We start from the raw sequence: 21,695 nt of genomic DNA, 5'->3' as shown, positions 1-21,695 counted from the left end.
CGGATGCGGGGAGGCCCGGAGGAGCCTGCGAGTCGCGGCCGCGAACCGGCTCAGAAGAACGAGATGCAGTACGGCTCCGCGATCGGCGCGAAGAAGCGGTCGACTCGCTCGCGCTCCCCGTCGGCGATGTCGACCGTGCCCGCGCGCGCCAGCGTCGACGGCCGCACCGACCCGAGCAGCAGCGACCCGAGGTCGGCGACGTCGAGCTCGACGGTCGCGCTCTCGTCGGTGCGCTCGATGCGACCCTCGCCGTTCTCGACCGCGATCCGGTAGGAGCCCTCGACCAGTCCGAGCGCGTCGCGCACCGCGACGACCAGAGTGCCGTCGGTCGTCCACGGGCGCGCGCCGAACGCGGCGGCGACGTCGAGCACCCGCGTCCAGATGAGGTCGGAGACCCCGGTCACCGACACCACGCGCGGGTCGCGCAGCGCCCACGCGAGCGGGTCGTCGCCGGGCGCCATGTCCCAGGTGACGGAGGAGGCGAGGTCGACAGCTCCGAGGAAGCCCCAGAGTCCGAGGTAGGCGTCGTCGCCGCCCGCGACGAAGTCCACGATCTCGAGGACGCGGTCGTCCTCGTCCGGACCGGTGGCGCGGTAGGTGACGTAGCCGTCGAGGGTCCCGTCGGCGGCGAGGTGCACGGCCGAGCGGACGTCGCGTGCCGGATCGGTCGCGCCCGGCTCGGTGCCGACGGCGTTCGCGGCGTAGCGCGACTGGCGGGTGAGCGACCCGGGCGTCCGCGCGTGGAACCGGGTGAACACCTCCTCGACCCGCGACTGCAGCCAGGTCGTCGCGACGACCTCGACGCGGCCGGCGGGCTCGACCTGCAGGCCGAACCGAGGTCCGGTGTCGACGCGCACCGAGCGGGTGAACGCCGAGCGGCCGAAGCCGAAGCGGCGGTAGATCGAGGCCTCGCTGGCGGTGAGCACGGCGACGGCGGCGCCGCTCTCCTGGGCGAGCTGGAGATCCTCCGTGATCATCGCGCGGAGGATGCCGCGGCGTCGGTGCGTCGCCCGCACCGTCACCTGCGAGACGAGGTGCGCGGCGATCTCGCGCCCGCGCCCGACCTGCAGCGAGCCGGGGAAGCCGGCGTACGTCGCGACGGGGACGCCCGCGCCGTCGAGTCCCTCGGGGGCGGCGGAGTCGAGCACCGCGGTCAGCACGCGGCGGTCGGCGACCATGTGCTCGGCCCAGTCGCGCCACTGCTCCGGCGTGTACTCCTTCTCGTGGAACCCCGCGTTGATCGCGACGCCCCAGGACGCCGTGGCGGTGTCGGGACCGCCGTCGGCGGAGAGGGCGGCGGGGAAGCGTCGGAAGTCGAGACCGGGGAGGGACATCCGTCCAGCCTATTGACCGGGCGCGCCGGTCGCCGTTCCGCGCCGGAATCGGCCGCCCGCCCCGACCGCCCGGCAGCCCCGATCGCCTCCGGCTCGAAGATCCCGGTTCGGCTCGTCGAATCCGCCGGTTCCCACGAGCCCAACGCCTTCCCACGAGCCCGAGGTCCGTCAGACCGCCGACCACCGCCGATCGAGCGCCGCCTCCACCGCGTCCGCCAGCTCGCCCACCCGCGCCGTCGCCTCGGGAGCCGCCGCGACCACCCGCGCCGACGCCTCCGCCACCGCCGCGCGCCGCCGCGGCAGCGTCGCCGTGAACGCGCAGTCCCGGAGCAGCAGCAGCGCCCGCTCCACCGGCAGCGTCTCGAGCGGCACCGCCGCCAGCCGCCGCTCGAACGGCTCCTCGGGCGTCATCACCCGCAGGAACCCGTCCGCGTCCTGGAACGCCGCCGGCGGATCCGGCACCCGCGCGAGCAGGGCCAGCGCGGAGGCGAGCGCATCGAGGCCGCCGCCGGCCGCCAGTGCCCGCAGCTGCGAGTCCACGTCGGTCCCAGGGCCCGGGCCGAGCGCGACCGCCGTCAGCATCTCCGCGTCGAGCCGCCGCTCCTCCTCCTCGGTCGGGATCGTCTCGATCGACGACCACCACGAGAGCAGCGGAGTCGCGGCCACGGCGAAGTCGCCCGGTCGCCGCTCCAGCGCGATGACCAGATCGGCAGCGGCGGCGATCCGGATCAGCGCCTCGACGTCGACGTCGAGCACCGTCCCCGAGTGGGCCGGCAGCACCAGGTGCCGCCCCGACGCGGGCGCGACCTCGGCCCGGGTGCGCGCCCCCGGTCCCCGCGTGCTCGCGCGCAGGATGTCGTCCTCGAGCCCGTCGCTCCGTCGTCTTCCGTGCGCCATGCGGCCACGCTACCGTCGGCCGCATGACCCGATTCGTCGCACTGCTGCGCGGAGTGAACGTCAACGGACGCACCGTCCGGAGCGCGGAGCTCGCCGAGACCGTCGCCGCGCTCGGGGTGGAGCGGGTCCGCACGGTCCTCGCGAGCGGCAACGTCGCGTTCGACTCCGACCGCGACGACCTCAAGCCCGTGCTCGAGGCGGCCCTCGGCGAGCGCTTCGGCTACGACGCCTGGATCGTGCTCCTCACTCAGGAGGCGCTCGCCGCGGCCGCGCGCGCCTACCCGTTCCCGCGCATCGACGACGAGGCGCACCCCTACGTCGTCTTCGGCTCCGACGACGCGGCCCTCGATGCGCTCGAGGCCGCGATCGGCGAGACCGACCCCGCGATCGAGCTGCTCGCCCGCGGCGACGGAGTCGTCTACTGGCGCTGCCCCCGCGGCTCCTCGACCGACACCCCCGCCGCGAAGGTGCTCGCCCGCGCGGCGTACCGCTCGACGACGACGACGCGCAACCTCCGCACCGTCGAGAAGCTCGTCTCAACCTGAGCCCGAGGCGCCGATGTGCGCAACCGAGGCGGAGAGGCCGCGTCTCCTGCCAGGGACGCCCCAGGCCCGGATTGAACCTCGGTTGTGCACGCAGATCCGCTCGCAACGACCGACCCCGGCTGAGAACCCGCACATTCTTTGGTTAGGCTGTCCTTAGTGCTCACCCCTCCCAAGGGTCGCGGGCACCCCACGAACCGCCTTCCGAAAGGGAACGATGCCCCGCGCCACGAAGCCGCTCGCGCTGCTCGCCACTGCTCTGCTCACCGTCGGCCTCGCCGGCTGCTCCTCCGCCGCGACCGGGTCGGAGGAGGCCTCGAGCGGCTTCACCCCGATCACGATCGAGCACGCGCTCGGCACGACGACCATCGAGGCCGAGCCCGAGCGGGTCGCGACCGTCAACTGGGCCAATCACGAGGTCCCCCTCGCGCTGGGAGTGGTCCCGGTCGGCATGGCCGCCGCCAACTTCGGCGACGACGACGGCGACGGGCTCCTCCCGTGGGTCACCGAGAAGCTCGACGAGCTCGGCGGCGAGACCCCCGTCCTCTTCGACGAGACCGACGGCATCGACTTCGAGGCCGTCGCCGACACGCAGCCCGACGTCATCCTCGCCGCCTACTCCGGCCTGACCCAGGAGGACTACGACACCCTGAGCGAGATCGCTCCCGTCGTGGCCTACCCCGAGACCGCCTGGGGCACCTCCTGGCGCGACATGATCACGCTGAACAGCGAGGCGATGGGCAAGGCCGACGAGGGCGCCGCGCTCATCTCCGACCTCGAGACCGAGATCGAGGAGAAGGTCGCCGCGTACCCGCAGCTCGCCGACACCTCCGCGATGTTCCTCACCCACGTCGACCCGACCGACCTCAGCCAGGTCAGCTTCTACACGACCCACGACACCCGCCCGGCGTTCTTCGCCGACCTCGGCCTGACCACTCCCGAGAGCATCGCGACCGCATCCGACGCCACCGACAAGTTCTCGCTCACCCAGAGCGCCGAGCAGGCCGACGCGTTCAGCGACGTCGACGTGATCGTCACCTACGGCGACGACGAGCTCGTGAACGCGCTGAAGGGCGACCCGCTGCTCTCGCAGATCCCGGCCGTGGCGGACGACGCGATCGTGCGCCTGCCCTCCACCCCGCTCGGCACCGCCGCCAACCCGACTCCGCTGTCGATCTCGTGGGTGCTCGACGACTACCTCGAGCTCCTCGCCGAGGCCGCGGACAAGGCGGAGTAGCGCCAGTCTCCGCGTGACCGTCACCGCCCCGCCCGCCGCGGGCGTCGCCGCCGTGCGACGTCCGCGACGTCGGCGCGCCCTCTGGCTGCTCGTCGCGCTCGTCGTGCTGGCGGCCGTCGCGGTGCTGTCGGTGACGGTCGGCTCGCGCGAGGTGTCGTGGAGCGACGTGGTCGCGGCTCTCGGAGGCTCCACCGACGGATTCGAGCAGGCCGCGGTCGCCAAGCGCCTCCCGCGCACTCTCCTCGCCGCGATCGCCGGCGCGGCGCTCGGGGTCGCCGGCGTCCTCATGCAGGGCGTCACCCGCAATCCGCTCGCCGACCCCGGGATCCTGGGCGTCAACACGGGCGCCTCGCTCGCGGTCGTCACCGGCATCGTCTTCTTCGGGCTGGACACCGCGACCGGCTACATCTGGGTCGCCATCACGGGGGCCGCGCTCGCCGCGCTGTTCGTCTACACCGTCGGCTCGCTGGGCCGCGGGGGAGCGACTCCGCTCAAGCTCGCGCTCGCCGGAGCCGCCACCTCGGCCGCCCTCGTCTCGCTGATCAGCGCGATCGTCCTGCCGCGCGCCGATCTCGCCGGCGGCATCCGCTCGTGGCAGATCGGCGGAGTCGGCGGCGGCAGCTACGCGAGCATCGGCCAGGTCCTGCCGTTCCTGGTCGCCGGCCTCGCGCTCTGCGTCCTCTCGGCCAAGAGCCTGAACACCCTCGCTCTGGGCGACGAGCTCGCCGCGGGCCTCGGCGAGCGCGTGGCGGTGGCGCGCGGTGCCGCGGCCCTCGGCGCCGTCGTCCTCTGCGGAGCGACCACTGCGGTCACCGGACCGATCGGCTTCGTCGGACTCGTCGTGCCGCACGCGTGCCGCCTCCTCGTCGGGGTCGACCACCGCTGGCTGCTGCCGTTCTCGGCGGTCACCGGTGCAGTGCTGCTCGTCGGCGCCGACATCATCGGCCGCCTCGTCGCGCGGCCGAGCGAGATCGACGTCGGCATCATCACCGCGCTCATCGGGGCGCCGGTCTTCATCGCGATCGTCCGCCGGCAGAAGGTGCGCGAGCTGTGACGGCACCCGTCCCCGGCCCGACCGCCCTGGCCGTCGCGGCCGGCCGCCGTCGCCGGGGCGCCCGCCGCCGCGTCGTCGTGCTCGTCCTCGCGCTCCTGATCGTCGCCGCGTTCGCCGTCTCGCTGCTCGTCGGCCAGACCGTCTACACGCCGGCCGAGGTCCTCCGCGTGATCGCCGGAGAGCAGGTGCCCGGCGCGACCTTCACCGTCGGCCGCCTCCGCCTCCCGCGCGCGGTCCTCGCCGTCCTCGTCGGCCTCTGCTTCGGGCTCGGCGGCGTGAGCTTCCAGACCATGCTCCGGAACCCGCTCGCGAGCCCCGACATCATCGGCATCAGCGCGGGAGCGAGCGCGGCGGCGGCCTTCGCCATCGTCACCCTGTCGCTCGGGTCCACGCAGGTCTCGATCCTCGCCATCACCGCGGGCCTCGTCGTCGCCCTGATCGTCTACGCCCTCGCCTACCGCAGCGGGGTCGCCGGCACCCGGCTCATCCTGATCGGCATCGGCGTCGCCGCGATGCTCGACAGCCTCACCGCCTACGTCCTCACCCAGGCCGCCGCGTGGGATCTGCAGGAGGCCACCCGCTGGCTCACCGGCAGCCTCAACGGAGCGAGCTGGGGCCAGGTCGTGCCGGTTCTGATCGCGGTGGTCGTCCTCACTCCGGTGCTGCTCTCGCGCTCGCGCGACCTGGTCGCGACGCAGCTCGGCGACGACACCGCCTCCGCCCTGGGGATCCGCGTGAACGCGACCCGCCTGGTCGTGATCGTCGCCGCCGTCGGCCTGATCGCCTTCGCGACCGCCGCCGCCGGGCCGATCGCCTTCGTGGCCTTCCTCGCCGGTCCGATCGCCGCGCGCCTCGTCGGCCCCGGCGCCTCCCTCCTCGTCCCCTCGGCCCTGGTCGGCGCGCTGCTGGTCCTCGTCGCCGACTTCGTCGGGCAGTTCGCCCTCGACATCCGCTATCCCGTCGGAGTCGTCACCGGCGTCCTCGGCGCCCCCTACCTCATCTACTTGATCGTCCGGAGCAACCGGTCGGGAGGCTCACTGTGACCGCAGACCACACCCTCGTCGTCGAGGACCTGTCCCTCGGCTACGGCGATCGCACCGTCGTCACCGGCCTCGACCTGGTCGTGCCGCCCGGCCGCATCACCGCGATCGTCGGCGCGAACGCCTGCGGCAAGTCGACCCTCCTCCGCTCGATGTCGCGGCTGCTGGCCCCGCGCGCCGGAACCGTGCTGCTCGACGGCAGAGCTGTGCACCGGACGCCTGCGAAGCAGCTCGCCCGCACCCTCGGCCTCCTGCCGCAGTCGCCGATCGCGCCGGAGGGGATCACCGTCGCCGACCTCGTCGGTCGAGGCCGCCACCCGCACCAGGGCCTGCTCAGCCGCTGGAGCGCCCACGACGACGAGGCCGTCGCCACCGCGCTCGACGCGACCGACACCGCCTCCCTCGCCGACCGCGCGGTCGACGAGCTCTCGGGCGGCCAGCGCCAGCGCGTGTGGATCGCGATGGCCCTCGCCCAGGAGACCGATCTGCTGCTGCTCGACGAGCCGACGACGTTCCTCGACGTCAGCCACCAGATCGAGGTGCTCGACCTCCTCGTCGACCTCAACCGCACCCGCGGCACGACCATCGTGATGGTCCTGCACGACCTCAACCTCGCGGCCCGCTACGCCGACCACCTCGTGGCGCTCGCGGGCGGCGCGGTGCACGCCTCCGGAACTCCGGCCGAGGTGCTCACAGAGGAGACCGTGCTCGCCGTCTTCGGCCTCGACAGCCGCATCATCACCGACCCCACCTCCGGCACGCCGCTGATGCTGCCCCTCGGCCGCCACCGGCTGGCTCCGGACCCTCGCAAGCAAGGCTGAACGGCCGAGATCCTCGAGAATCCAGCGTTTCCCCTGCCTCAGCCTCAGTTGTGAGCCACGGACGCCGGTGACCGCGGTCCTCGGTCGCGCGCCGCGGTATCGCTGCATCGCCCTCAGAGCGCAGAGTCTCCTCCCCAGGAGTGGAACAGCCGGATCCTCACCAGATTGAAGCCCACCCTGACACTTGAGGTGAAGGGAGGGCTGGAATAGCCTGATGACCAGGCCGCAGAAGTACCGCGACGTCACGAGGTTCCTCCGCTCCCGTGGCTGGGAGCGCACTCGCCAGAGGGGCAGCCACGAGACATGGAGCCCGGCCGGAGGCGGTACGACCTTCACCCTCGTGCAGCACAGGGGCCAGGTCTCGCCGGGCGTGGTCCGGCAGCTGCAGTCGGTCTTCGACGACACCCCGAGCGAATGGAATCGAGCATGACGAGCGAGCCCCGCGTCCTCACTGCGCGCGCCTACCGGGACAGCGGCGGGTGGTGGACGATCGAGATCCCCGAGCTCAGGTCGACGGCGCCCAACGGAGTCGACCTGGTCGCGACAGGGGGTGCGGTCTCGACCAGAGGCATACCGGCAGCGGCGCGCGAACTGGCGGCGGTGTTCCTCGACGTCGGAGTCGACGAGGTGGATGTGCGGGTCACCATCGAGGCACCCGCCGAGATCCTCGCGAAGTGGAACGAGGGCGCCCGCGCCGAAGAGGAGGCTCGCGCCGCGCTCCGGCACGCCGGCGACCTCCGTCGCGAGGCCGTTCGGGCCCTCCGCGGCGGCGGCTACACCGTCGAGGCCGCCGCGGCCGCCCTGCACATCAGTCCCGCCCGCGTCTCGCAGCTCGCGTCAGAGGCCGGTTCGGACGGCTCGCTCGAGTACACGAAGAGCGCCTGACGCCGCTGCGGCTCCGTCGCCGCCCATGGCGCGCGATGCCGCCCTCGACGGCGCGCAGATGTCAGACGTGTAAACGGTTCCAGGAGGCGCCCGCGGGGCCGATACGATACCTTCCAGTCCTCGGCGGACGGCCGTCACCGGCGGATCCCGCCGCATCGAGCCCCGATCCGAGAGCCTCCCCGCCGTGACTGCTTCCCCGCCGCGCCCCGACGCCTCCGCCCTGCGCGGGTTGAAGGCGCTCCTGTTCGATCTCGACGGCGTTCTCACCCCGACCGCCGATGTGCACATGCACGCTTGGGCGCGCCTGTTCACGCCGTACCTCGAGTCGAAGGGCATCGAGCGCGGCTACAGCGACGCCGACTACTTCCAGTACATCGACGGGCGTCCGCGCTACGACGGCGTCCGCGCGCTGCTCGCCTCCCGAGGGATCACCCTGCCCGAGGGCTCGCCCAGCGACGACCCCGCACTCGAGACGGTCTGCGGTCTCGGCAACCGCAAGAACGCGGCGTTCAACGCCACGCTCGACGAGGAGGGCGTCTCCCCGTACCCCGGCTCGCTCGCGTTCCTCGACGCCGCGATCGCCGCGGGCGTCGAGGTGGCCGTGGTCACCTCCTCCCGCAACGGCGTGCCCGTGCTCGAGGCCGCCGGCCTCCGCGACCGCTTCGAGGTGGTCGTCGACGGCCTGCTCGCCGCCGACCGGGGGATCGCGGGCAAGCCCGCCCCCGACACCTACCTCTACGCCGCCGAGCTCCTCGGGCTCACCGCCGCCGAGTGCGTCGTCGTCGAGGACGCCCACTCCGGAGTCGCCGCAGGCCGCGCGGGCGCCTTCGGCCTCGTCGTCGGAGTCGACCGCGGCGTCGGTCGCGAGACCCTGCTCGCCCACGGCGCCGACATCGTCGTCGACGACCTCGCCGAGCTGCTCCCCTTCCTCCCCTCTGCCCCCGCCCCCGAGGACGCCGCATGAACCCCATCACCTCCGACCCGCTCGACCGCAACCGCTTCCCGGTCGACGAGTGGGCCCTCGTCGAGACCGAGTTCGCGACCGAGCTCCAAGGCCGCACCGAGACGCTCTTCGCCACCGGCAACGGCTACCTCGGCCTCCGCGGCAATGTCGAGGAGGGTCGCGACGGCTACGCCTACGGCACCTTCATCAACGGGTTCCACGAGACCTGGCCCATCCGGCACGCCGAGGAGGCGTTCGGCTTCGCCCGCGTCGGCCAGACCATCGTGAACGTCCCCGACGCCAAGATCCTCCGCCTCTACGTCGACGACGAGCCGTTCGTGCTGAGCGAGGCCGACGTCCTCGCCTACACGCGCCGCCTCGACTTCGCGAACGGCGTCCTCACCCGCGAGATCGAGTGGCGGACTCCGTCGGGCAAGCGGGTGCTCATCCGCGCGCGCCGCCTCGTGTCGTTCACCGACCGGCACCTCGCGATCCTCGACTACGAGGTCGAGATGATCGACGACGACGCGTCCGTCCTCATCTCGAGCCAGATCCTCAACCGCCAGGACGGCATCGACGAGTACCACGCGCCCTCCGGCAGCGAGGGCGCCGGCTTCGACCCGCGCAAGGCCGAGTCCTTCGAGGAGCGCGTGCTCCAGCCGCGCCTCAAGCGGGTCAACGGCACCCGCTACCTGCTCGGCTACCGCACCACCAACTCCGGGATGACCATCGCCTGCGGTGCCGAGCACGTGCTCGAGACCGAGAACGAGTGGGACCAGACCTCCCAGATCGACGACGACCTCGCCAAGCACGTCTACCGCGTCAAGGCGAAGGCTGGAGTGCCGGTCCGGCTCGTCAAGACGCTGACCTATCACACCTCCCGCGGCGTGCCCGTGCGCGAGCTCGCCGACCGCTGCGACCGCACCCTCGACCGCGCCCGCGAGACGCCGGTGGAGGAGCAGTTCGCGAAGCAGCGCGAGTGGCTCGACGACTTCTGGCAGCGCTCCGACGTGCAGATCGACGGCCAGCCCGCGATCCAGCAGGCCACCCGCTGGAACCTCTTCCAGCTCGCGCAGTCGACCGCGCGGACCGACGGCGGCGGCGTCGCGGCGAAGGGCGTCTCGGGCTCCGGATACGGCGGGCACTACTTCTGGGACACCGAGGTCTACGTCCTCCCGTTCCTCAGCTACACCGCGCCGCTCGTCGCTCGGAACGCGCTGCGCTTCCGGCAGAACATGCTCGACTCCGCCCGCTCCCGCGCGGCCGAGCTCAACCAGCGCGGCGCGCTGTTCCCCTGGCGCACGATCAACGGTCAGGAGTCGTCGGCGTACTACGCCGCCGGGACCGCGCAGTACCACATCGACGCCGACATCTCGTATGCGCTGATGCAGTACGTGGCGGCGACCGGCGACGACGACTTCCTCGCCCGCGGAGCGATCGACATCCTCGTCGAGACCGCGCGGATGTGGGCCGACCTGGGCTTCTGGCGCAGCAACGGCGACGACCACTTCCACATCCACGGGGTGACCGGCCCCGACGAGTACACGACCGTCGTCAACGACAACCTCTACACGAACGTGATGGCCCGCTCGAACCTCCGTGCCGCGGCGCGCGCCGTCGAGCTGCTGAAGGCGGTCGAGCCGGCCGCCTACGAGCGGATGGTCGCGCGCCTCCACGTCGTCGAGGACGAGGTCATCGAGTGGGCCCGCGCGGCCGACAAGATGCACATCCCCTTCGACGACCGGGCCGGCATCCACCCGCAGGACGCCGCGTTCCTCGAGAAGGAGCTCTGGGACCTCGAGAACACGCCCGCGAGCAAGCGCCCGCTGCTGCTGCACTTCCACCCGCTGGTGATCTACCGCTTCCAGGTGCTCAAGCAGGCCGACGTCGTGCTCGCGCTGCTGCTGCAGGGCAACGAGTTCACCGCCGAGCAGAAGCGCGCCGACTTCGAGTACTACGACGCGCTGACCACGGGCGACTCGACCCTCTCGGCGGTCGTGCAGTCGATCATCGCGGCCGAGGTCGGCTACAACGAGCTGTCGCGGCACTACTTCCTGTCGGCGCTGTTCGTCGACCTCGCCGACCTCCACCGCAACACGGCCGACGGCATCCACGTCGCGTCGACCGGCGGCGTGTGGAGCGCGCTGGTCTACGGCTTCGGCGGGATGCGCGACCACGGCGGGCGCATCACGCTCGACCCGCGCCTCCCCGACGACTGGGACCGCCTGACCTTCCGCATCACGCTGCACGGCACCCGCGTACGGGTCGAGGTGACGCAGGAGTCGGTGCTCCTGACCGTCGAGACCGGCGACGCCGCCTCGATCACCGTCCGCGACGAGCGCGTGCACGTCGAGGCCGGCAACCCGGTCCGCGTCGGACTCGGCCACCAGGGCCCGCGCCTGATCGGCGCGCCGACCACGTCCGACATCGAGGGCACCCGCCGCTCCGACGGCACCGTGATCACCGCCTCGATCCCCACGATCACGATGGCCGCGGAGCCCGAGGTGATGACGGGCCCGTAGGCCTCGACCGCGGTTCGACCTGGAGGCGCGTCCGTCCGCCTGCTGATCGAGTAGCCCGCGCAGCGGGCGTATCGCGATCCATCAGCGTCAGAAGCCGAGGTGTGCAGGCACCCGTTCTGACGTGGTGGGTCTCGATACGCCGCCTGCGGCGGCTACTCGACCAGCGGGCCGGCGACGGTGATGCGCCCCAACCGCGTCTACGCCGTCTGCAGCAGCGCGTTCACGGCCGACGTGAAGAACGCCAGGCCGTCCACGCCCGAGCGCATCGCGGCGGGAGTGTCGGGGCCGAAGCCCGCCTCGACCGCGTGCTCGGGGTGCGGCATCAGGCCGACGACGTTGCCGCGGGCGCTGCTGATCCCGGCGATGTCGTTCATCGAGCCGTTGGGGTTCTTGCCGAGGTAGCGGAACACCACGCGACCCTCGCCCTCGAGCTCGGCGATCGTCTCGGCCGACGCGATGTAGCCGCCCTCGCCGTTCTTCAGCGGGATCGTGATCTCCTGGCCGGCCTCGAACTCGCCGGTCCACACCGTCGACGCGTTCTCGACGCGGAGGCGCTGGTCGCGGCAGACGAACGAGCCGACGTCGTTGCGGATCAGGCCGCCGGGCAGCAGGTGCGCCTCGGTCAGCATCTGGAAGCCGTTGCAGATGCCGAGCACCGGCATCCCGGCGTTCGCCGCGTCGATGACCTCGCGCATGATCGGGGAGTGGGAGGCGATGGCTCCGCAGCGCAGGTAGTCGCCGTACGAGAAGCCGCCGGGCAGCACGATCGCGTCGACCCCGTCGAGGTCGTGGTCGCCGTGCCAGAGGGCGACGGCCTCGGCCCCCGCGAAGCGGACCGCGCGCTGGGCGTCGCGGTCGTCGAGCGAGCCCGGGAACGTGATGACGCCGATGCGCATCAGACGGCCGCCGGGTAGTGGATGCCGACGACGTCCTCGATGACCGAGTTCGACAGCATGTCGTCGGCGATCGCCTCGACCGTCGCGCGCACCTCGTCGGTGACCTCGTCGACCGTGATCTCGAAGCGCTTGCCCACGCGCACGCCCGTCACCGCCGAGTGCCCGAGCCGCGAGAGCGCTCCGGCGACGGCCTTCCCCTGCGGATCGAGCAGCTCGGCCTTGGGCATGACTTCAACGACGATCGTGGGCACCGTGTACTCCGGAGTCTCGGGGGAGTGCGAATTCCGCGCCCCCATCGTACCCGCCGCGGAATCCCGCGGAGCGGGCGCGCGCCTCAGCTCGCCGGCGTCACCCGGATCGCGTTCGACCACGGGTCCTCGAACGCCAGCGTCCGCCCGTCGTCCTGCGTCGCGACCCGCGCGTGACGGAGTCGCTCGCCGAGGGCGCCGAGATCGTCGGCCCCCGGCACCACGATCTCCACCTGCCCGAGGCCGAGCGCGAGCTGGCGTCGACCGGCGCCGAGCGAGTTCCAGGTGTTCATGGCCATGTGGTGGTGGTAGCCGCCCGCCGACACGAAGAGCGCCTGCCCGCCGTGGGCGATCGTCGTCTCGAAGCCGAGCCGGTCGACGTAGAACTCCTTCGCGGTCGCGACGTCGCCCACGCTCAGGTGCACGTGCCCGACGGAGGCGCCGCCCAGCCGCGGCTGCACGATCGTCTCGTCCATCAGGTGCTCCCGGAGGAACTCGTTCGGGTCGAGGAACAGCGTCGACATCTCGATCCGGCCGTGGGTCCACGACCACTGCGTGCGGTCGCGGTCCCAGTACAGCTCGACGCCGTTGTGCTCCGGGTCGTCGAAGTAGAAGGCCTTGCTCACGAGGTGGTCGGAGCTGCCGGTGAACGAGCCGGGGTGCCGGGTCGCGACGCTGTAGACCGCTGCGGCGAGCGCCGCCTCCGACTCGAAGAGGATCGCCGTGTGGAACAGCCCCGCGCTGCGCGGCCCGGCGTGCCGGAGCTCCGGTGCGTGCTGCAGGATCACGGAGGCGACACCGCCGCGACCGAGCACCGCGACCGGTCCGTCGTGCGAGAGCAGGTCGAGGGTGACGGCGTCGCGGTAGTAGGCGATCATCCCGTCGAGGTCGGCGACGCGGAGGGTGACCGCGCCCATCGTGGTGTCGGGCGCGAGCAGGTCGGGTGCGGTGGCGGTCATCTCGTTCACGCTAGACCCAACTCAGTTGTAGCCACAACTATTTCCTGCCGACTCCTGCTGATCGATCGATCCCCTCCCCCGCCTGCTGGTCGAGTAGCCCCGCAGGGGCGTATCGAGACCCACCAGCTTCAGCAGACCGTTCCTCAGATCCGCCCGTCCGACGCTGGTGGATCTCGATACGCCCGCTTCGCGGGCTACTCGATCAACGGGGGCGGCCACGCCCGGTCAACGCCTCCCCCACCTTCATAAGCCGCCCATAGGATTCGTCCAGCCGCCGCGATGCGCGCGGTCGTCGAATGGACCCAGGTCGCCGAACGGGGCGGCCCCGGCCACGAGGACGACATCATGAACGAGCAGCACCAGGGCGACGAGCCCACCGCCCACTCCGACCACACCGCAGCCGAACAGACCGCCCTCGACGAGCGCCTGGCCCTGCGCACCGACGACCGCCGCCGACGCCGCCGCGCACTCATCGCCGGCGGAGCCGGTCTCGCGGTCCTGATCGGCCTCACCGCGGGCGGCGTCTCGTACGCCGGCAGCACCGAGGTCGCCGCCTCCTCCACCTCCAGCGCGAGCACCACTGTCTACCCCGGCGGCTCGCGCGGCGGGTTCGGCGGCGGGACCACGCTCTCGCCCTACTCCGGCGGCACGACGCTCTCGCCCTACTCCGGCGGCACGGGCTCCGCCACCGGGAGCTCCGGCACCGCGACCGACGCCGTCGCCGCGACCGCTGCCCAGACCGCCGGCGTCGTCACGATCACCTCCGACCTCACCTACGAGAGCGCGACCTCGGCAGGAACCGGCATCATCCTCACCTCCGACGGCACGATCCTCACCAACAACCACGTCGTCGAGGGCGCGACCAGCATCCAGGTCACCGTCGAGTCGACCGGCGAGACCTACACGGCCCGCGTCGTCGGGACCGACAAGACCGACGACATCGCCGTCCTCCAGCTCGAGGACGCCTCCGGTCTCACTCCCGCCACGCTCGACACCGACGGGGTCGCCGTCGGCGACGCGGTCACCGCGGTCGGCAACGCGGAGGGGACCGGCAACCTGGTCGCCGCGTCCGGTGCCGTGACGGCGCTCGCGCAGACCATCACCACGCAGTCCGAGGCCGGGATCTCGGGCGAGACCCTCTCCGGGCTGATCCAGGTCGACGCCGACATCGTCTCGGGCGACTCGGGCGGGCCGCTCGTCGACTCCGAGGGCGAAGTGGTCGGGATCAGCACCGCCGCCTCGAGCGGATCCGCCGACATCACCGGCTTCGCCATCCCGATCTCGACGGCGCTCGACATCGTCGCCACGATCGAGGCCGGGGCCGACACCGCCACGGTAGAGATCGGCTACCCCGCTTTCCTCGGAGTCGCGCTCTCGTCGACCGCCTCGACCTCGCCCTACCGCTCGGCGGTCTCGGCTGCCGCCGGTGCCGTGGTCTCGGGAGTCGTCACCGACGGCCCCGCAGCCCGGGCGGGACTCGCAGCGGGCGACGTCATCACCGCGGTGGACGGCACGGCGATCGCCTCGGCCGACGCGCTCTCGGCCGACCTCGCTCAGCGCGAGCCCGGCGAGTCGGTGACCCTCACCTGGACCGACTCCGCCGGCGCCTCGCACTCGGCCCAGGTCACCCTGGTCGAGGGCCCCGTCGCCTGATCGCGCCCCCCTCCCGCGGACCGCACCCGCCCCGGCACTCCGCCCCGCGTCCTCTGAGAAACGCCGCAGTTGTTTTGACTCAATCAACACAACTCCGCTAGCGTGACCGGTATGACGACACAGGACGAGCGCCTCCGAGCCTCAGGGCTCAAGGCCACCGCCACCCGGCGGGCCGTCCTGCGGGCCCTCGAGGGGCACCCGCACTCCGACGTCGACGGCGTCCTCGCCCGAGTGCGCGTCGAGCTCCGCGACACCTCCGCCCAGGCGGTGTACGGGGTCCTCTCGGCCTTCACCGAGGCCGGCCTCACCCGCCGGATCGAGCCGGAGGGTCACCCCCGCCGGTTCGAGCTGCGCGTCGGCGACAACCACCACCACGTCGTCTGCCGCGTCTGCGGCGCCGTGGGCGACGTCGACTGCGTCGTCGGTCAGGCTCCGTGCCTGCACCCGGCGTCCTCGAACGGCTTCGCCATCGACACCGCCGACGTCACGTTCTGGGGCACCTGCCCCGACTGCCTCGCGGCAGCGCAGAACTGACACCGATCGCCCAACACCGCAGCGACGGGCCCCGGCCCGCCGCCGACAGGAGGACCATGACCGAGGAACGATTCACGACGACCAACTCCGGAGCACCGGTCGCCAGCGACGAGCACTCGCTGAGCGTCGGAGCCGACGGCCCCCTCGCGCTCCACGACCACTACCTCCTCGAGAAGCTCGCGCAGTTCAACCGCGAGCGCATCCCCGAGCGGGTCGTCCACGCCAAGGGCGGCGGAGCGTTCGGTCGCTTCGTCACCACCGGCGACGTCAGCGCGTACACCCGCGCCGCGCTCTTCCAGCCCGGGGTCGAGACCGAGATGCTCGCGCGCTTCTCCACCGTCGCCGGCGAGCAGGGCTCGCCCGACACCTGGCGCGACCCGCGCGGCTTCGCGCTGAAGTTCTACACGAGCGAGGGAAACTACGACCTCGTCGGCAACAACACCCCCGTCTTCTTCCTCCGCGACGGCATCAAGTTCCCCGACTTCATCCGCTCGCAGAAGCGCCTCCCCGGCTCGCACCTGCGCGACCACGACATGCAGTGGGACTTCTGGACCCTCTCGCCCGAGTCGGCCCACCAGGTCACCTGGCTCATGGGCGACCGCGGTCTCCCGAGCTCGTGGCGCCACATGGACGGCTTCGGCTCGCACACCTACCAGTGGATCAACGCGGCCGGTGAGCGCTTCTGGGTCAAGTACCACTTCAAGACCGACCAGGGCATCGAGATCCTCAGCCAGGAGCAGGCCGACCAGATCGCCGGAGAGGATGCCGACTTCCACATCCGCGACCTGTCCTCGGCGATCGACCGCGGCGACTTCCCCTCGTGGACCCTCTCCGTCCAGGTCATGCCGTACGAGGACGCGAAGAGCTACCGGTTCAACCCGTTCGACCTCACCAAGGTCTGGCCGCACGCGGACTACCCGCTGATCGAGGTCGGCTCGATGATCCTCGACCGCAACCCCGAGAACTACTTCGCGCAGATCGAGCAGGCCGCGTTCGCGCCGTCGAACTTCGTGCCCGGCATCGCGGCGAGCCCCGACAAGATGCTGCTCGCCCGCATCTTCAGCTACGCCGACGCGCACCGCTACCGCGTGGGGGCGAACCACGCCCAGCTGCCGGTCAACGCGCCGAAGTCGCCGGTGCACTCCTACTCGAAGGACGGGCCCATGCGGTTCGACTTCCAGAAGGCCGAGCTCCCGGTCTACGCGCCCAACACCACCGGAGGCGCGCACGCCGATCCCGCGCGCGCCGCGGAGTCGACGGGCTGGGAGAGCGACGGCGAGCTCACGCGCGCCGCGGCGACCCTCCACCCCGAGGACGACGACTTCGGTCAGGCCGGGACCCTCTACCGCGAGGTCCTCGACGACGCCGCGAAGGCCCGTCTGGTCTCGAACATCGCCGGTCACGTCTCGAAGGTGACCCGTCCCGAGCTGCGTCAGCGCGTGCTCCAGTACTGGGCGAACGTCGACAGCTCGCTGGCGCAGCGCGTCGCCGAGGCACTCGAGCCGTCCGCTCCCGGCGCCGACGTCTCGCCCGAAGAGGTCGGCATCGGGGCCTGATCCCGAGCCGATGACCTCGGGTCGCCGACCGCGAGTCGTCGACCGACGCACAGAGTGCGCGGTGCCGGGCTGGACCCCGGCACCGCGCGAGTCCGACGAACCCCTCCCGTGAAAGAAGAGACATGTCCATCGAACGACCCTCAGAGTACGTCCCCTCCCCGATGTGGGGCTCCTACGTCACGACGACCGCGGTGATCCCGAACCGGGTCGGCCGCTACACCGACGCGCAGCCCGCCCGCCCGCGGGTGTCGCGCGAGCACGCGGTGGCGACCGGCGCGGTGGCGCTGCCCTCGACCTGACCTCCGCGTCCGCGGACCACGATCAGCGGACGGTGCGGGCTGTCGCGTGCGGCCCCGCACCGTCCGCTTCCCTCCGCCCTCGCGGCGGTGGGCCGGTCAGGCGCTCGCCGCGTGCCGAGAGGCCCTTCGCGCGCTCGGCCACCAGAACGCGTCGCCGGTGAGGAAGACGAGTGCCGGCACCAGGACCGTGCGCACGACCAGCGTGTCGAGCAGCACGCCGATGCAGACGATCACGCCGATCTGCGTGAGAGCCACGACCGGCAGCACGCCGAGCACGGCGAACACCGCCGCGAGCAGGATGCCCGCGCTCGTGATGACCCCGCCGGTCGACGACAGCGCGCGCACCATCCCCTCGCGGGTGCCGTGCGCGGAGCGCTCCTCGCGGGCCCGGGTCACGAGGAAGATGTTGTAGTCGACTCCCAGCGCCACCAGGAACAGGAAGGCGAACAGCACCACGTTCGCGTCGAACGCGGGGAATCCGAGCAGCCCGCGGAAGAGCAGGTTCGCGGCTCCGAGACTCGCGAAGAACGTCGCCAGCACGCTCGCGATGAGCAGCACCGGTGCGACGAGCGAGCGCAGCAGCAGCGCGAGGATCAGGAACACGATCGCCAGGATGATCGGGATGATCAGGCCCTGGTCGCGCTCCGACGCCGACTGCGTGTCGAGCGCCGTGGCGTCGCTGCCGCCGACGAGGGTCTCCGAGACCGGGCCGGTCGCGTCGGCGTAGGCCGCCCGCAGGGCGGTGATGGTCGCGAAGCTCTCGGCGCTCTCGGGTTCGGAGGCGAGGACGAGGCTCACCGAGGTCAGTCCGTTCGCGCTCTCGCCGGGCCGGACCGACTCGACCCCGGGGGTGTCCTCGGCGAGGGCGGTCGCCTCGGCGACGGCGTCGTCGGGTGCCAGCACAGTGGTCTGCGCGGTGAGGCCGGCATCGAAGGACTCGTCGATCACGACCTGGGCGCGCACCGACTCGGGGTCGCCGAGCAGCTGGTCGGTCTGCGAGAGCCCGACCTTCGCGCCGACGAGTCCGAGCGAGAGCAGTGCGACACCGAGGGTGGCGACGATCGCCACGCGACCCGGACGTCGTGCCACCGCCCGGCCGAGCCGGGTCCACAGCCCGTCCTCCCGAGTGCGTCCGACGGAGGCGTCGCCCTGCGGTCTCGGCACGAACGGCCAGAAGAGTCCGCGCCCGCAGAGCACCAGGGCACTGGGGAGCACGACGAGCGCGAACACGATCGCGATCACCACGCCGACGGCGCACGCGAAGCCGAGTGCGCGGTTGCCGGCGAGCTCGGCGAGCAGCAGGGTGAGCAGGCTGAGCGCGACCGTCCCTCCGCTTGCCGCGATCGCCGGGCCGGCGCTGCGGACGGCGGTCGCCATCGCGCGGTGCCGGTCCTCCTCGTGGAGCAGCTCCTCCCGGTAGCGGGCGACCAGCAGCAGGGCGTAGTTCGTCCCTGCGCCGAAGACGAGCACCGAGAGGATGCCGCTCACGGACGCGTCGATCGACACGCCGACCGCCTCGGCCAGGGCGGAGACGACGATCCGGGCGAGTCCGTCGGCGACGCCGACCACCGCGAGGGGGACGATCCAGAGGATCGGGCTGCGGTAGGTCGCGATGAGCAGGACCGCCACGACGATCACGGTGACGAGCAGCAGGCGGACGTCGGCGCCCGCGAAGGCGTTCGAGATGTCGGCCTGGAACCCGACCGCTCCGGTCAGGTAGCTGTCGAGGCCGGCCGGGAGGTCGGCGGAGCCCGCCGCTCGCAGCCGGTCGGCGATCGACTCGACGTCGGCCTCGACGTCGGCCTCGACGTCGGACGCCGACAGAGGGACGGCGACGAGTGCGGCCCGACCGTCGTCGCTGAACTGCGGTCGGACCGCCTCCGGAGTCGTCGACAGCGTCGCGAGCTCGGCCGCGCGCTCGCCGATGGCCGCGGTGTCGTCGTCGGTGAGGCCGCTGTCGCGGTTCCAGAGGACGACCCCCGCCGTCGCATCGGCCGAGGGGAACTCCTCGAGGAGCGCGGCGACCTTCGCCGACGGAGCCGAGTCGGGCAGCCCCGACTGCGGGAAGCCGGACTCGCCACCGGAGGGCAGCAGGGCGAAGAGGGCTCCGACGGCGACGACCGCTGCGAGGACGGTGATCCAGGCGCGACGCCGGGAGCGGACGAGCAGTGCGAGGGGGGACATGGTTCTCCTCGGGGCGGGGCGTGGAATTAGTCAGCCTACTGACTAATAATGCCGCACCGCCCTCATCCGGGGAAGCCGAGCCGTCGCCGCCAGTCGGCCAGCACCTCTCCGCTGACGTCGAAGAGCTCGGTCCCCCGGTGCGGTGCGTCGATCTCGGTGCTCGTCACCCGGACTCCGTGCGACAGCACCTCGACGATCGATGCTCCGGAGGCGGCCACCGACCTCTCGTGCGCCGGCCCGGCGAGGACGTCGGTGCGGTTCGCGGCTCCGGGGGCGACGACGACCGGCGCCGGAGTCGTCGTGTCGATGAAGGCGTGGTGCCAGTGACCCGATAGCACGGCGAGGATCCGCGCGCCGGCGACCGCCTCCCAGAGATCGTGGGGGTTCGCGAGCCCCATCCGTCGGTGCAGGGGAGTGACCGCCTCGATCGGCGGGTGGTGCAGGACGAGCACGGTCGGTCGGAGAGGGTCCGCGCGGAGGCGCTCCCGCAGCCAGGCGAGGGTCGCCTCGGTCAGCAGCCCCCATGACGGTCCGCCCGGAACGGAGGAGTCGAGTGCGAGGATCCGGACGCCGCGCACCTCGGTCTCGGTGTTCAGAGCGCCGGTCGATCCGAACCCCTCGCGGACGTCGTGATTGCCGAGCGCGAGGATGAGAGTCGCCTCCCGGTCGGCACACCAGTCCGAGAGCATCGCGCGGAGTGCCGCATAGGACTCGGGGGAGCCGTCGTCGCTCAGATCACCCGAGACGATCACGGCGTCGAGGTCGGGCACCGCGGAGTGGGCCCGGAGCACGGCGGCGAGACTCTCTCGGGTGTCGATCACGCGGTCGTACCGGGCACTCGGATCCCCGAGCAGATGGGTGTCCGAGAGATGGAGCACCCGCAGGGGCCTCTCCGGTGCCGGGTGGAGGATCGCGTCGGCTCGGTCGGCGGCCGCCTCGATCCGCTCGGCGTTGCGCTCGTCCGGTCCGGCGCTCCACGCCAGCGCATCGTCGAGGGTCTTGCCGAAGCGGAGGTGCCGAGCGGCGAGGCGACGACGCCTGACCTCGGGATCGATGCGCAGGTGCAGCGCGAGGTCGAGGAGAGGAGCGACCTCTCCCCAGCCCTCCTCCTCGAGCAGCAGGTAGTTGCCCTCGACGAGGACGACGGTCGCGTCGGAGATCGGGAGGACCGCGCCCTCGGGGATCGCCTCCTCGATGGACCGGTCGAACGACGCGACCCTCAGCACGTCTCCGCGCTCTGCGCGACGGAGGCGTCGGAGCGCGGCCACGAAGCCCGCGGTGTCGAAGGTGTCGGGAGCCCCCATGCGCTCCCGCCGGCCCAGCTCGCGCAGGCGGGCCTGGGACAGGTGGTACCCGTCGAGTCCCAGGACGAGCGCCCCCGGAATCCGTCCTCGCAGCTCGGCGGCGAGAGTCGACTTGCCCGCACCGGGTGCACCGGTCACGCCGACGACGAGCAGCCGATGGCCCACCGCGGCGTCGACCACGAGCGCGACAGCCTGGTCGACGGTGCGGAGAACGGGAGGCGCGGAGCCGGTGGCGGGGGAGTCGGGATCCATGCGCTCATTCTCCCGATCCGGTCGGACGCGGAGGGGGCGGCAGGAGTGAACGGTGGAGAGACTGCGCGATCCGCGCCTGGGGAGGGGGACCTCCCCGCGACACGCCCGGGATGCTCGATTCCGACTCGTCGTTTGACACGGGGATGATCGCTGCGTAACTTATTCCGAGTCGTCACAAAGGCCGCAGGGAAACGGAAGAACGGGCCTCCTCACGGAGTGCAGTTCCTACGTCCCGGCCTCAATCGAGACCATCCCACCGAAGACAGCTCCTCGGAGCACGTCCTCGCGACGGATGTAAAGCCATCGCAGGACCCCTCGGGTCCAGCCACTTCGCCGCCCGGCGAGAGACCACGGTCTCGGATCGGGCAGTCCTTCACGGGACAACGTCGGAGCGCCTTAGAGCGCGAGGACATGGCGGAAAGGCCGGATTTGACAAGGCCAGCGGGTGTGCTAAGTTATACAAGTTGCCACGGCGGCCGAGAGGATAACTTCTCCAGCCTAGTCGAGTTGCTTGCGAATAACAACCAACAACTGC

General features: G+C 72.0%; 20 protein-coding genes. 13 read left to right on the top strand and 7 right to left on the bottom strand.

Features of this window, described 5'->3' with window-relative positions:
* Positions 1 to 50: 50 nt before the first annotated feature.
* A complete protein-coding gene (locus GRS92_RS09660; RefSeq protein WP_159855668.1) occupies positions 51 to 1,334 on the bottom strand; it encodes a GNAT family N-acetyltransferase in 1,284 nt (427 codons plus the stop codon).
* 168 nt (positions 1,335 to 1,502) lie between these two features.
* Entirely contained in the window at positions 1,503 to 2,231 is a 729-nt protein-coding gene (locus GRS92_RS09655) for a DUF2254 family protein (protein WP_159855666.1), read from the bottom strand.
* Positions 2,232 to 2,254: 23 nt separating this feature from the next.
* Between GRS92_RS09655 and GRS92_RS09650 the strand changes: the two genes are divergently transcribed.
* The 9 genes from GRS92_RS09650 (at position 2,255) to GRS92_RS09610 (ending at position 11,275) form a co-directional block, all read left to right on the top strand.
* Entirely contained in the window at positions 2,255 to 2,776 is a 522-nt protein-coding gene (locus GRS92_RS09650; protein WP_159855664.1) for a DUF1697 domain-containing protein, read from the top strand.
* 214 nt (positions 2,777 to 2,990) lie between these two features.
* Positions 2,991 to 4,010, top strand: a complete 1,020-nt coding sequence (locus GRS92_RS09645; protein WP_159855662.1) for an iron-siderophore ABC transporter substrate-binding protein — start codon at positions 2,991 to 2,993, stop codon at positions 4,008 to 4,010.
* Positions 4,011 to 4,023: 13 nt separating this feature from the next.
* Entirely contained in the window at positions 4,024 to 5,064 is a 1,041-nt protein-coding gene (locus tag GRS92_RS09640) for a FecCD family ABC transporter permease (protein ID WP_159855660.1), read from the top strand.
* Positions 5,061 to 6,107 carry a FecCD family ABC transporter permease gene (locus tag GRS92_RS09635; RefSeq protein WP_159855658.1) on the top strand — a complete coding sequence of 349 codons (1,047 nt, stop codon included), beginning with the start codon at positions 5,061 to 5,063 and terminating at the stop codon, positions 6,105 to 6,107. The genes GRS92_RS09640 and GRS92_RS09635 overlap by 4 nt, the downstream gene beginning before the upstream one ends.
* Positions 6,104 to 6,925 carry an ABC transporter ATP-binding protein gene (locus GRS92_RS09630; RefSeq protein WP_159855656.1) on the top strand — a complete coding sequence of 274 codons (822 nt, stop codon included), beginning with the start codon at positions 6,104 to 6,106 and terminating at the stop codon, positions 6,923 to 6,925. The genes GRS92_RS09635 and GRS92_RS09630 overlap by 4 nt, the downstream gene beginning before the upstream one ends.
* A gap of 214 nt (positions 6,926 to 7,139) precedes the next feature.
* On the top strand, positions 7,140 to 7,355 hold the full coding sequence (locus GRS92_RS09625; RefSeq protein ID WP_159855654.1) for a type II toxin-antitoxin system HicA family toxin: 216 nt from the start codon (positions 7,140 to 7,142) through the stop codon (positions 7,353 to 7,355).
* A complete protein-coding gene (locus GRS92_RS09620) occupies positions 7,352 to 7,810 on the top strand; it encodes a hypothetical protein (protein WP_159855652.1) in 459 nt (152 codons plus the stop codon). Before GRS92_RS09625 ends, GRS92_RS09620 begins: the two co-directional genes overlap by 4 nt.
* 184 nt (positions 7,811 to 7,994) lie before the next feature.
* On the top strand, positions 7,995 to 8,774 hold the full coding sequence (locus GRS92_RS09615; protein ID WP_268817143.1) for an HAD family hydrolase: 780 nt from the start codon (positions 7,995 to 7,997) through the stop codon (positions 8,772 to 8,774).
* Positions 8,771 to 11,275 (top strand): glycoside hydrolase family 65 protein, encoded by a 2,505-nt coding sequence (locus GRS92_RS09610; protein WP_159855650.1) that lies wholly within the window; start codon positions 8,771 to 8,773, stop codon positions 11,273 to 11,275. The genes GRS92_RS09615 and GRS92_RS09610 overlap by 4 nt, the downstream gene beginning before the upstream one ends.
* A gap of 197 nt (positions 11,276 to 11,472) precedes the next feature.
* Here GRS92_RS09610 and purQ read toward each other — a convergent pair whose 3' ends face one another.
* From purQ to GRS92_RS09595, 3 genes are all read right to left on the bottom strand, one after another.
* Positions 11,473 to 12,171, bottom strand: a complete 699-nt coding sequence (gene purQ, locus GRS92_RS09605; protein WP_159855648.1) for a phosphoribosylformylglycinamidine synthase subunit PurQ — start codon at positions 12,169 to 12,171, stop codon at positions 11,473 to 11,475.
* Positions 12,171 to 12,422 carry a phosphoribosylformylglycinamidine synthase subunit PurS gene (gene purS, locus GRS92_RS09600; protein ID WP_159856300.1) on the bottom strand — a complete coding sequence of 84 codons (252 nt, stop codon included), beginning with the start codon at positions 12,420 to 12,422 and terminating at the stop codon, positions 12,171 to 12,173. Before purS ends, purQ begins: the two co-directional genes overlap by 1 nt.
* 83 nt (positions 12,423 to 12,505) lie before the next feature.
* Positions 12,506 to 13,378, bottom strand: a complete 873-nt coding sequence (locus GRS92_RS09595) for a VOC family protein (RefSeq protein ID WP_159855646.1) — start codon at positions 13,376 to 13,378, stop codon at positions 12,506 to 12,508.
* A gap of 345 nt (positions 13,379 to 13,723) precedes the next feature.
* Between GRS92_RS09595 and GRS92_RS09590 the strand changes: the two genes are divergently transcribed.
* The 4 genes from GRS92_RS09590 (at position 13,724) to GRS92_RS09575 (ending at position 17,420) form a co-directional block, all read left to right on the top strand.
* Entirely contained in the window at positions 13,724 to 15,031 is a 1,308-nt protein-coding gene (locus GRS92_RS09590; RefSeq protein ID WP_159855644.1) for a S1C family serine protease, read from the top strand.
* Positions 15,032 to 15,142: 111 nt separating this feature from the next.
* Positions 15,143 to 15,565: a Fur family transcriptional regulator gene (locus GRS92_RS09585; protein ID WP_159855642.1), complete on the top strand. Its 423-nt coding sequence runs from the start codon at positions 15,143 to 15,145 to the stop codon at positions 15,563 to 15,565.
* A 56-nt stretch (positions 15,566 to 15,621) separates the two neighbouring features.
* Positions 15,622 to 17,121, top strand: coding sequence for a catalase (locus GRS92_RS09580; protein WP_159855640.1), 1,500 nt, complete (start codon positions 15,622 to 15,624; stop codon positions 17,119 to 17,121).
* A gap of 122 nt (positions 17,122 to 17,243) precedes the next feature.
* A complete protein-coding gene (locus GRS92_RS09575; protein WP_159855639.1) occupies positions 17,244 to 17,420 on the top strand; it encodes a hypothetical protein in 177 nt (58 codons plus the stop codon).
* Between the two features lie 96 nt (positions 17,421 to 17,516).
* On the opposite strand, the gene GRS92_RS09570 is transcribed toward GRS92_RS09575, so the two are convergent.
* Entirely contained in the window at positions 17,517 to 19,604 is a 2,088-nt protein-coding gene (locus tag GRS92_RS09570; protein ID WP_159855637.1) for an MMPL family transporter, read from the bottom strand.
* A gap of 62 nt (positions 19,605 to 19,666) precedes the next feature.
* Complete coding sequence (locus GRS92_RS09565) at positions 19,667 to 21,160, bottom strand: metallophosphoesterase (protein WP_159855635.1); 1,494 nt, start codon at positions 21,158 to 21,160, stop codon at positions 19,667 to 19,669.
* Between the last annotated feature and the right edge of the window lie 535 nt (positions 21,161 to 21,695).

The sequence above is a fragment of the Rathayibacter sp. VKM Ac-2754 genome (genome assembly GCF_009807095.1).
Lineage (GTDB): Bacteria > Actinomycetota > Actinomycetes > Actinomycetales > Microbacteriaceae > Rathayibacter.
The sequence above is the reverse complement of the archived record's forward strand: the minus strand, read 5'-3'. Positions and strand labels throughout refer to the sequence as shown.